Below are 12,377 nucleotides of genomic sequence, written 5' to 3' on the forward strand. Positions count from 1 at the left end.
TAACCAGCCTCAAACTAAAGAAAGCCAGGAGAGTTGACGTTTATAGCAGTGAAATCCCTCCTTAAATTGTCCATACATGGCAAATCAGCCCGGTGGCTGGCTCGGTAAGTTGAGCAATCTGATCATTCCACCCAGTCAACCCAACACTAACCCAATATCGAACGTAACCAATAAACGTATTCTGGACGAACTCAAAGCCAGTTTCGAGGACTCCATTCAGCGCGAGTCCGTCGGGACAAGCATGCTGTTCAACGCGCACTTCCTGATTATTTTGCACCCGGATACGTACGAAGACCGTCAGAATGCTTTTCCGGTAGTGGTAAATGAATGTGTTCAGGCATTTAACGCCAGTATAGACCAGCACAGGAACGAATACGGGCGCGTGTCGCCGGTGGCAACCAGTTGGTTTTTTAAATTCGGTGCCGGACGGGAGTTTAACGGCGAAACAGTCAATCCCTCAGATATAAAAGTGATTGGTGCGTTAACGGGTATTTTGCCGGGAAATGTACAAACCCCGGCAGCGGGCGGCAAAGTGAACGTGACCCAACGGGTAAAACAAACCAACCGCTATGAAAAAGTGGATGTCGATCTGAACACCTTTCAGCATATTGATTTCCGGGAACCGGGGGCGTTTGTTGTAAAATTCAACTTTAATCAGCCCGTTAGCTCCGTCAATCAACCTCCACCGGCCGGTGCTACCCGAGTGGCCCCCTCCCCTTCCCCATTGCCAGCGAGCTTACAGGCCGGTCTGGCACAGGTCAGTTATTACATTGCCGAATTGAACAAAGAAGATACCTATCTCATGCGCGACCGGGAAATTGTGATCGCCCGAAAGGAGCCGGAGAACCAGCATTTCCCCAATTATTTGCTTCTTGAATCCGCCTATGTGTCGAACCCGCACGCCCGGATTCGGTACAACGATTCGACCCAGTCGTTTCAGATCGCTTCATTTAGCCGCAACGAGACCCGGGTGAATGAGCAGCTTGTTGAGCGCAGCGAACCGGCTAGTCCCCAGTGGGTTGAATTACCCGATCGTGCCCAGATCTTACTCAACAGCATGGTTACGCTTCATTTTCACCGCAACGTATAAGTTAATGATCGACTTCCTGCTTGTTCTTCTCCTGTTCATCTTTGTGCTGTTTCTGCTCATCAGGCATTTTCAGAATTTACCCCGATAAGGCCAAACCAACCGGCAAAGGATGAGTTAGCCTATCAGATACTACCCACTATCCCGTTTCGAATGAATGAATTACTAATCGCCGGGCTAACGGATGTTGGCCAACGTCGAAAGGATAATCAGGACACCTTCATCTGCACCCCAATCTGGTCGGAAGCCAGTGCACTGCTGGTGGTGATCGATGGCGTTGGCGGTTATGCCGGGGGCGACCGGGCTGCAGCTATTGCGCGGCAGTCTATCGAAAAATACATGGCAACCCCCAACGGCGACCCCCTCTCCATGCTGCGTGAAGCCGTGGTGTTTGCCAATAATCAGATCAACGAACAACGCCAGCAAGACCCCAAATTGGGCCAGATGTGTTGCGTGCTCACGGCCGCCCTCGCCGACGTAAGCACCGGCAAACTGTATTTCGTGCACGTGGGCGACACGCGCCTGTATCGCTACCGCCAGGGTGAACTGGCAAAACTGACGCACGATCACTCGATGGTAGGCATTCGGGAAGATGCCAACGAACTGACCGAGTCGGAAGCGATGGCCCACCCCCGCCGGAATGAGATACTGCGGGAAGTAGGCTCAACCACCCACCGGGTCGATGATCCAGATTTTCTGGAATCGGGGGAAACGTCATTTCTGCCCGGCGACCAGTTGCTGTTGTGCAGCGATGGCCTGACCGATATGATCACCCAGGCCCAGATAAAAGCGATCCTTAACCGACCCGTTTCGCTCGACAAGCAATTGTCTGAACTGGTACGCGTGGCCAATCAGCAGGGAGGCAACGACAATATCACCGTCGTGCTGGCCCTGAACCCTGCGAAAACAAGTGAACCCATGACTCCGGAAGCCGTTGCCAGTTCCAGGCCCGTCCGGAAGCAAAAAGTACCTATTGCTCCGGTATCAGCCCCCGCTATCAGCCCGGATCCGGTTGAACCGCAACCCGTCAAACGCTCATCAATGGGCCGCTGGATTGCCATGGCCGTTGTCCTGCTGTGTCTGGTGGGGGGTATTTTCTGGTACCAGTCGTGGCCATCCGGCAGTGGTATAGTCAGTAACGATTCGCTTTCCAGAGCCGATACGTCAGCGGATACTACCGAGTTAACCATAACTCCCTCTCGTGTCGACTCTCTCCTTCAAACAGCGTTTCGAAGCCCAGACCACCGGCTGGTTTTATCTGATGACACCCTGCGCCTGAACAAGCCAATTCTGCTGACAGACTCCCTTCTCGCCCTTATAGGCAGCAGCCGAATGACCGTGCTCATACCCAGTGATACGATCAATGCAGCCGTTGCCATTCGGGTGGACCGCCGGGGCCTGATCAACCTGGACAATTTGATAATCAGCGGGTTCACTACCGGTATTGAAACAACCGACCAGACGACCCTGCAACTTAAAAACGTGTTCTTTAAGCGTGTAGACACGCCCGTTAGGGCCGCTATTCAACAAGATAGCTGCGTAAATACCGTTATTTCGATAGCGGTGAAACAACAGCCTGTTCTGCCTAAACCTAATCGTCCCTGATGGCTACCGTTCGATTTAACTCCCGGTTTCCCGGCTACGAAATTCTGAGTGAGCTGGGCCGGAGCAATGCCCGGATTCTCAAGGCTCGACACCTCGAAACGGACGATCTGGTGGCGATTAAACATTTTGCCCTGAATACCGACGAAGAAACACTCCGCCGGTTTCAGCGGGAGTCATCGATCATGGCCAGCATTGCCCATCCTAACATTGTGAAGGTGCGGGAGGTGCAGCTGGAAGCCGAGCTGCCTTATATTGTTATGGAACTGATCGAAGGCGGAAGCGTTTGCGATCTGCTCAAAGCACAGGGCCATCTTGATGTGCCCACCACCATTCGGTTGGGATTGCAAATGGCCAGTGCATTCAAGGCGATACATTCCCAGGGAATCATCCACCGAGACATCAAGCCCGATAATATTCTGTATCGACCCTTGATAAGCGGTGAGCTGCATTTTCTGCTGACCGATTTCGGAGTGGCGCGGTTACATGACCAGTCGAATACCATGACGGGTCAGTCGCTGATGACCTATGAATATGCTTCCCCGGAACAGTTCAATGATCCGAAGGGAGTTGGACCCGCTACCGACTATTACTCGCTGGGTGTTGTGCTGTACGAATGTCTGACGGGTAAAGTGCCCTTTGCCATGACAGATCACGCGGGCATTGTCACCTTCATGAACAAGGTGCTTACCGATGCTCCGCCCCCGTTGACAGTCTCGGCAAAGGGCCAGTCACTGGGTCCGTTTACAAACTTGCTGGAAGGGCTCCTGAAAAAGAAAGCTTCGGAACGGCTAAGCGATCCGGACGAGTTGACCTGGCTACTTAAGCAAACAGAACTTGCCTACCTGGAAGCTGGCCGGGCTAACCGTTCTACAGACAGGCCGGTAACCGTCCCGGCGGCAGCCCCTGTAGCCGCTGATGTGAGTCAGGTTCCAGCTCCTGTCCCCGTGCCAGCCATAGCAGCACGACCAGTACCAATAAACAAACCTCAGCAACGGGTAAGTTCAGGGAAAGCTATAGCCTTTGTTGCGGTAGCGTTAGTGGTCCTGGGAGGCCTGTATTACCTCACGTCAAAGCCTGCTTCTGAACCCATTGGCGAAACTTCTTCGCTGGAACAGCCCATCGGCACCACCACCAGGGCAACATCGCAACCGGATACAGCTGCCGACCGAATCAGGCAGCAGCAGGAAGAGGTCCGGCGACGGGAGCGGCTTCGGAAGGAGGCTCTCGCAGCCGTTAACAGTGTTAAGGCAAAGGCTGTAAATTTTAAAGTGGGACTTTTTGGCGGGATCAAGCGTCTTCAGATTCAATTGAATAACCCAACCCGGCTGTCCTTTACCTATGTGGTGGTGCAGGTTAATTACTACAAGGACGGTGGTGGGTTATACAAGACGGAGAAGGTCTATTTTAATCAGGTACAGCCAAACTCAAAACCTATCCAATCGGCTCCGGACAGTGATCGGGGAACACGACTAACCTGTAAAATAGCGGGTTATGAGTCGCCGGATATTCCACCGGCTTCCGATTCACTGGCTTCATCAACTGAGCCATTAAACTAAGAATCGATGCCAACCGTAAGCGTCAATACGCAATTTCCTGGTTACGAAATTATCGGCGAAATAGGCCGCTCGAATGCCCGCGTGCTCAAAGCCCGCCATCTGGCATCGGGTGATCTGGTCGCTATCAAGCATTTTACACTCAACACAGACCCGGAAACCCTCCGACGATTTCGGGTCGAATCGGAAATCATGACCAGCATCCGCCATCCCAATGTGGTGCGGGTGCGGGAGGTGCAGCTGGATATGCCCCTGCCCTTTATCGTGATGGAATGGGTAGAAGGCGGTAGCCTGCGAACGCTTCTGGAGGAACAGGGCCACCTGTCCATTGCCACTACCATTCGCCTGGGGTTACAAATGTCCGAAGCCTTTCACGCCATTCATCCACAAGGCATTATTCACCGCGATATTAAACCAGAAAATATTCTGTTTCGTCCGTTGCCGAGTGGCGAACTCCATTTTCTGCTCACCGATTTTGGGGTGGCCCGTCTGCGCGAACAAACCCAGACCATGACGGGGCAATCGCTGATGACGTACGAGTATGCCTCGCCCGAGCAATTTGACAACCCAAAGGGTGTGGATGTAGCCACTGATTACTATTCACTCGGAGTTGTTTTTTATGAATGTGTGATGGGCCGGGTGCCCTTCTCCATGGCCGAAACGGCTGGTATCGCCACCTTCATGGGACAGGTGCTGCGCACGCCCGCTCCACCCATCATACTCTCGGATAGTCAGTATCTGCCGCCGAGTCTGGCTACGCTCATTGACTGGGCACTCGTTAAAGACCCCACCCAACGTCTGAACGATGTAACGGAGCTGGCCTTATTACTCGGTCAGGCAAACGTGGAATTATTACAGGCCAATCGGTCCGGGAACCGTCCGACTCCGGTGGCTCCACGTTCACAAACAATGGCGGCTCCCCGGCCCGTCGCACGCCCTGTCGAAACCTATGAACCCGTTTACGAGGAGACGCCCGAACGATCAACCAACTGGATGATTGCGGTTGCTGTGCTGGCTGTCGGACTGCTGATTGCCTTTGCAGTTGTGTATAAGATGCGGCATAAAGAGTCGACACCATCCTCGTTTGTCTCCGATTCTACCGCTGCTCCTGCGGATTCTTCCCTGATAGGTGACATCCCTTTGGCTTCCGATTCCGCCACAACGACCCCACCCGAATCAGAAGAAGAAACGGTTACAGACTCAGTAATAACAACTCCCGTGCCTGCCGCCGAAACACCGCAACGAAGCGCAACGGCAACACCAGATACAACGACCGTCCGGGATTCGACAGGCACCCCTAATTGATTTTTTCACCAGCCATTCCTCTATGAAAGTTTCCTCTGACCGTATGTATTTACCAGTTGCATCGGTCATGCTGTTGCTGTTGTTTCTACGGCTCTATATTACTATACAACCCACCCTCAATCAGACAAAAGAAGGGTATGCGGCCGGACAGGCCCTTGACCTGAAACCGGGTCTGACGTCCGGGGCCATTCAACGGCTGCTAACCACGGGCAATTATTATTCTGATCCCAAAGACATTGCCCTCGTGGCTGATTCACTACCGGCAAAGCTTGTCGCCATCGGAGCGCCTGATAACCTTGGAGCGTTGAATAAACGACAATATGCCATTGCCGCTCCCCTCAGTTGGCGCAGCCGGGTTGGCGGTGCCGACTTTCAAACGCGCTTGCGGTTATCCCGCCAGCAAATGGGCTTCGATTCCATCCTGTATAATCGCGAGCTTTCCAACCCGAAAACCTATCCGTCAGAAGTAACTACCGGCAGCGGAACGGTGGCCTTTCAGGGTCGCGTGGTGAAGGAAGACCAACCGATGCCGGGGGTACTGATTCAACTGAAACGCCACCCGGCTACGGCTCAGCCCGATACCTTACAGGATCGATACATTTACGCCCGCACCAATGCCGATGGACAATTCAAGTTCATGGGTCTTCGTTCGGGGGCAGGTTACAGCGTTGTGCCCCTCAAGCCTGGCTTTGAGTTTGGCAGTCGCAAAGGAACGGCTCACCTGACAGGCGACCAGAGCGTTTCCTTTTCGGCCCGCCCCCATCAGCTTCGCCTGATCGGGTCAACCGTGTATGGCCAGCTTAAGACCGACCATGCCTTGACGGTACGCACCCCAACCACTTTCTTCTGGGAATTCTGGGGTATTGTTGGCGGACTGTTTCTGGCCTTTTGGGCCGTACAGTTCTTCTGGACCCTCCGGCGTTTCCAACCCGACCCCTTGTTATTACCCATTTTGTTTTTGCTGACTGGTTTGTCGGTGCTCATCCTGCTCGCCATCCAGGATCCCCTGCAGGACACCCTGTTTGCCGCACAGACCGTCCAGGGCATCGGGCTGGGCTTGCTGGGCATGACCCTCGTATCGCAACTGAACATCGGACGTTTTTATGCCAACTGGCAGTATGACTGGCTTTTTTCGTTCAAAAACCGCAACGCCGTCCGGCTTTCGGGCTGGACCTGGCTCGTTCTGGCCGTTGGCCTGGCCACCCTGACCCTATTGGCAGGTTCGGGACCGGAAGGCAGTGGCGTCCGGGTAAATTTATCATTTCTGGGCCTGACGTTTCAGCCGAGCGAAATAACCAAATACTTGTTGCTGCTTTTTTTTGCCGGATTCTTTGCCGCCAACGAGCAGCAACTTCGGCAGCTCCCCGATCTGCGCTGGCGGTTTGCCGTCAGCTTTGGTGCGCTGGCCGGTGCCGGGGTTTTGATGTTACTGTACCTTTTGTTAGGCGACATGGGCCCGGCTCTGGTGGTCTGCTTCACCTTTTTGCTGTTTTATAGTATCGCGCGGGGTAATCTTCCCGTTACACTGGCAACAGGAATTCTCTACGGCCTGGCGCTTTGGCTGCTTCCCGGCTGGATCGCTACGGTGTTGTGTTTCCTACTTGTGATCGGTTACCTGTTCTGGAAGGGCGATGCCCGCTCGAAAACCGGTCTGGGTTGGGTAGCCCTGCTGGCCGAAGCTCCGGTGCTGTTGCTGCTGGTGCTGTCGATGTTTGCCTTCGGCGATCTGCTTCCTTTTGTTGGTGACCGGCTTGCTGATCGGAAGGCGATGTGGCTCAACCCCTGGAACAACGATGTATACGGGGGCGACCACCTGGCACATGGTTACTGGGCACTGGCCTCCGGCGGCTGGACTGGACAGGGTTTGGGCAAGGGCTTTGCCAATGCCATTCCGGCGGCCCATACCGACATGATTCTGCCAAGTCTGGGCGAAGAGTTGGGTGGGCTGGGTGTCGTTTGTGTGTTTCTGCTGTTTGGCATCCTGCTGCACCGGTTGTTTCTTCATGCCCGCCGGGCGGGTCAGCCGTTTAGCTTTTTTCTGATCGCCGGTATTGCCATTGCTACCGGCGTACAGTTTTTAATCATTGCGGGCGGATCTATTGGTCTGTTACCCCTCACGGGCATCAGTGTCCCGTTTCTCAGCTACGGCAAAATCTCGCTTATCATTAACCTGACAGCCATGGGGGCCGTATTCAGCGTGGCGAACCGGCCGGGACAGGCCACCCAACGGGAATACCTCGAAACTCATTACGATGTCGTGTTGATGGCCGGCATAACCGGTTTCCTTGCCGGAGTTGTCGTTTTGTGCAGTCATTTGCTACCCATTATTGGCTGGCGGGGGCGCGAGTACGTTGTTCGGCCAGCGCGGGTGGCTACCCGAAACGGCGACCCGGTGTACAGCTACAACCCCCGCATCGAACGACTGACGCGAGCGCTGGCGGCTGGTACGATCTACGACCGTAACGGACTGGTACTGGCGTCCAGTTCACCCGACCTTGTCACTCGTCAACTCGGGAAACTCCGGCAAAGCGGCCTGAATGCCGATCAGGTTGCCAGCCTGACCCGCAAACGACAGCAACGGTATTACCCCTTCGGTAACCAGCTGTTTTTTTGGCTGGGCGATCTGAATACCCAACTATTCTGGGGCCAAAGCAATGGCTATTATGCCGAAGCCACTCACCTGAGCGAGCTGCGGGGGTTCAACAGCCGCCCCCGTAAAACAGAACTCGTAACCACCGACTTCCGGGCCGACCGTTTCAGCCCCGAGGTTGAGCAAACCCGTACCTTGTCGGTGTATGATTACAGTGAACTGGCACCGGCGCTGCGGGCCGGACTCGATAGCCGGGAAGTTGCCGAACGCAAAGCCAAAAATCGGGATATACACCTCAGCGTCAATGCCGAACTTCAGGTGGCCATTCAGAACGCTCTGGCAAAATCGGACTTTCGGACGAAGCGGGTATCCGTTGTTGTGCTGGATGCGAGCTCGGGCGATGTGCTGGCTTCTGCCCTGCACCCGCTGCCAAATCTGCAAACGCCCGACGCTATGCTGCTGTCTGACCGCGACCGGATGAAACTACCCTACCTGGTGACGGAGCGGGACCTGGGAATGGCCTATCCAACGGCTCCCGGCTCAACGGCCAAAATTCTGACGGCAATGGCAGCTTTCAATAAACTGGGCTCCACAGCGTCGGAGATCAGTTACCGTATTTCGTGCGATGAGATTATTCGCCGGGGTGCCCGCGAATCTGAGCCCTGCAACGAGTCGGTGGATATGCGAAAGGCCATCGTCCGGTCGAGTAATGTCTATTTCATTCGTACTGCCAATGATCATAAGCTGGACAATGAACTGGCGGAGCTATACCTGGCAACCGGCATGAATGTAGACTATGTGGGTGGTTACTCGTTTACCGATACCCGCACAGCCCCGGAACGGGAGCTGATTCGCCGACACTGGCGGGACTCGTCCTTTGTAATTCGTCGGAGCCTCTATACTATTCTCCAGTATCCGAAACGGTACCGAAGCGAATTCTCGGGATTAGCCTGGGGCCAGGGACAACTTACTTCCACGCCCGCAGCCCTCGCCCGAATGGCGGGTGCTATAGCAAACCAGGGGGTTTTGCAACCATCCCGTTACGTGCTCAACATAGGCGGTAAGAGCCAGCCGATCCCGGACGGGAAACGGATAGCACGTCAGGCTGACTACGCCCGGCAGTTGGAATCATTCATGATCGACCAGTCAAACCCCTCCGAGGGACGGTCCAAGATCAGCATCGCCAGGGTGGCGGGAAAAACCGGCACGCCCGAACGAATGGTACAGGGTGTGCGTGAGAATGACGGCTGGTATGTATTTTTCACCCCCACACCCGATGGCCGATCGCATACGGTCGTGTGTGTGCGCATCGAGTTAGGCGAATCGTCCGCCGAAGCCGTTCAATTAGCGAATACCCTTGTGGCACCCATCCTGAAACAGCGGGGCTATTTAGGAAGTTTTTGACCCAGTTCTCCTTACCATCAGACATCATGAGCCTTATTGATAGCGTCAAACATCTGTTCGGATTCAGCCCGGCACAGCCAACTCAGCCGGTCAAGCCGGAAGCATCATCGGAACTCATTTCCGAACCTCCACTTCAGGTTCCGCAAGGTCCTCCACCAGCCGGGCAGCAGCGGGACCGTTTGCTTCGGTTTATTGTGGACAAACTCCGCCCCTACCAAAACGAGCCGGAAACAACCCCCGTTGGCGTTAAGCTCTTTATCCTAAGTCCAAATGCGGAAGAAGAGGAAGTTTACAAAGTAGCCCTATGGGCCAGTCAGCCGGGAAAGTTTCAGCGGGAACTCAGCCGACAACTGGCGGACAACTACATTAAGCTTCCGTCAGACTGGCGGTTCGAGTATGCCATTTATAGAGATGAGTTACCTGATGTCACGTATCGGGAGGGATCGTTTGGGTTAGTAGTTCAGGACAGTTCAAAGCCGGACACCTCACCTCTTTTAGCCCGAATTGTTGCGCTGGTGGGTCAAACAGAACAGGCCGAATATAGGCTCGATCCGGGGCAGAAAACCACCTTTTGCGTGGGTCGGGGTCATTCTTCGCAGACTACGTCGGGACGGGTTCGCACAAATGATATCATTATTCTGAATGACGATGATCCGGGCTTTGATCCGCAGCGAGGGGCAGGCAACGGCGCTGTCAGCCGGGCCCACGCGTCCATCCGCTACGATGCTATTCGGCGGCAATATTCCTTGCTGGTCGATGCCGGTGGCTTACCATCCAGTGGCAACAAAACCAAGCTATTTCACCCCGATGAACGAATGGAGCGGGCCGACATACCGGGTATGGGTTACCCCCTCCAGTCTGGCGACCAGATTGAGTTAGGCGGAGCGGTTACTCTACTTTTCGAACTGGTATAGCACTGACCCAGAGCACCCGGTTAACAATTCCTTAAAAACTCATACCTTTCTCCTTTCTCTACACACATTATCCCATGACTAAAACAATTCTTCTTTCCATTGTTGTCGCCACCATGCTTAGTTGTAGCTCCAAAAAAAACGATCAGCCTTCAAACCAGTCGAATGTCGACTTCGCCAAGGTTTTGGATGACTATTATGAGCAGCGACTAAAGCTGTTCCCCATTGAGGCCACTCAGCAGGGAGATAACCGCTATAATGATCAACTGCCTAACGATATTTCGCCGGCTTTTCTCGATCAAACCCGGTCGTTCTACACAGGCACCCTCGAAAAGCTGAACACCTTCGATCGGGAGAAACTCTCTGACGAAGACAAGATCTCGTACGACATTTTGACACGCGAGATGGCTCTGCAGCTGGAGCAGTACCCGTTTCATTTGGAACAGATTCCCTTTAACCAGTTTACCGGTCTTACCCTGGCTTTCGGCCAACTGGGCAGTGGTGAAGGATCCCAACCTTTTAAAACGGTGGCCGACTATGATAACTGGCTAAAACGGGTATCGGCGTTCACGGTTTGGGGCGATACGGCCGTTGCCGCCTTTCGAAAGGGCATGGCATCGAACAATGTACTCCCCAGGAGTCTGGTGGTCAAAATGATCCCGCAAATGACCGATCTGGTCGTGAGTGATCCTACCAAAAGCCTTTTTTACGGACCTATTACAAAACTCCCATCGACGTTTAGTGCAGCCGATAAGGAGCGTTTGACGGCAGCTTACAAAAAAGCCATCAGTGAGCAGATCGTGCCCACCTACCGAAAACTGGGCGCTTTTCTTAAAGATGAATACCTGCCAAAAGCCCGGACCACATCCGGCATCGACGTGTTGCCAAAGGGCCCTGAACTGTACGCTCATCTCGTTAAAACCTGGACCACAACCAACGACACTCCGGACCAGATCTACCAGATCGGTCTGAAGGAAGTGGCCCGAATCCGGGGTGAAATGGAAAAAGTAAAGACGCAGGTTGGTTTTAGCGGTAGTCTCGATCAATTTTTTACACACCTCAAAACAGACAGGAAGTTTTATCCTTATAAAAGCCCGAAAGAGGTACTTTACGCGTTCCAGACCATCCTGGCGAAGATCGAACCTAATCTGAAAAAAGATTTCATAAACACCCCCAAATCGAAATTCGAGATACGGCAAACCGAGAAATTCCGGGAAGCATCGGCCAGTGCCGAATACAATCAGGCGTCGGCCGATGGCAGTCGACCGGGGATTTTTTATGTACCCATACCCGATGCAAAGGCGTTTAACGTAACCTCGGGCATGGAGTCACTTTTCCTCCACGAAGCCATTCCGGGTCACCATTACCAGGTGTCGCTGCAACAGGAAAACACCAACTTGCCCAAGTTCCGGCGTTTTGCGTGGTACGGTGCCTATGGTGAAGGCTGGGCGCTCTATTGCGAATCCCTGGGCAAAGAACTGGGATTATACACCGACCCTTATCAATACATGGGTGCTCTCGGCGACGAAATTCACCGGGCCATTCGGTTGGTAGTCGATGTAGGTTTGCACACCAAACACATGACCCGCGAGCAGGCGATTAAATACATGATGGACAATGAGCCCATTTCTGAACAGGGTGCTACCGCAGAGATCGAACGTTACATGGCGATTCCCGGTCAGGCCCTCTCCTATAAGATTGGCGCGCTAAAGATTCGGTCGTTACGCAGTAAATATGAAGCTCAGCTTGGGAGCAAGTTTAGCCTGGCCGCTTTCCATGATGAATTTCTGAAAGATGGCTGTATGCCGCTTGATGTGCTGGAAAACAAAATGGATGCCTGGGCTGAACGGCAAAAATAAGCACCTGCTGAAACGGCATTTTTCGTACCTACCTATAACATGTTTTTAAAATGAGCTGGCCGG

Annotated in this window: 7 protein-coding genes; all 7 read left to right on the forward strand. The window is 53.7% G+C overall.

Annotated features, from left to right (window positions below; genetic code table 11):
• Positions 1-76 precede the first annotated feature (76 nt).
• The 7 genes from ACYVK4_RS16575 to ACYVK4_RS16605 all read left to right on the forward strand — a co-directional run bounded on the left by ACYVK4_RS16575 (position 77) and on the right by ACYVK4_RS16605 (position 12,314).
• Entirely contained in the window at positions 77-1,090 is a 1,014-nt protein-coding gene (locus ACYVK4_RS16575) for an FHA domain-containing protein (RefSeq protein ID WP_461128634.1), read from the forward strand.
• A 150-nt stretch (positions 1,091-1,240) separates the two neighbouring features.
• A complete protein-coding gene (locus tag ACYVK4_RS16580; protein ID WP_461128635.1) occupies positions 1,241-2,692 on the forward strand; it encodes a PP2C family protein-serine/threonine phosphatase in 1,452 nt (483 codons plus the stop codon).
• On the forward strand, positions 2,692-4,248 hold the full coding sequence (locus ACYVK4_RS16585) for a serine/threonine protein kinase (protein ID WP_461128636.1): 1,557 nt from the start codon (positions 2,692-2,694) through the stop codon (positions 4,246-4,248). Before ACYVK4_RS16580 ends, ACYVK4_RS16585 begins: the two co-directional genes overlap by 1 nt.
• A gap of 6 nt (positions 4,249-4,254) precedes the next feature.
• Entirely contained in the window at positions 4,255-5,550 is a 1,296-nt protein-coding gene (locus ACYVK4_RS16590) for a serine/threonine protein kinase (protein ID WP_461128637.1), read from the forward strand.
• A 22-nt stretch (positions 5,551-5,572) separates the two neighbouring features.
• Entirely contained in the window at positions 5,573-9,544 is a 3,972-nt protein-coding gene (locus ACYVK4_RS16595) for an FtsW/RodA/SpoVE family cell cycle protein (protein WP_461128638.1), read from the forward strand.
• Positions 9,545-9,570: 26 nt separating this feature from the next.
• On the forward strand, positions 9,571-10,458 hold the full coding sequence (locus ACYVK4_RS16600; RefSeq protein WP_461128639.1) for an FHA domain-containing protein: 888 nt from the start codon (positions 9,571-9,573) through the stop codon (positions 10,456-10,458).
• A 74-nt stretch (positions 10,459-10,532) separates the two neighbouring features.
• The gene (locus ACYVK4_RS16605) at positions 10,533-12,314 is read left to right on the forward strand and encodes a DUF885 domain-containing protein (RefSeq protein ID WP_461128640.1); all 1,782 of its coding nucleotides are present in this window, start codon (positions 10,533-10,535) and stop codon (positions 12,312-12,314) included.
• Positions 12,315-12,377 lie beyond the last annotated feature (63 nt).

The sequence above is a fragment of the Spirosoma aerophilum genome (assembly GCF_054782495.1).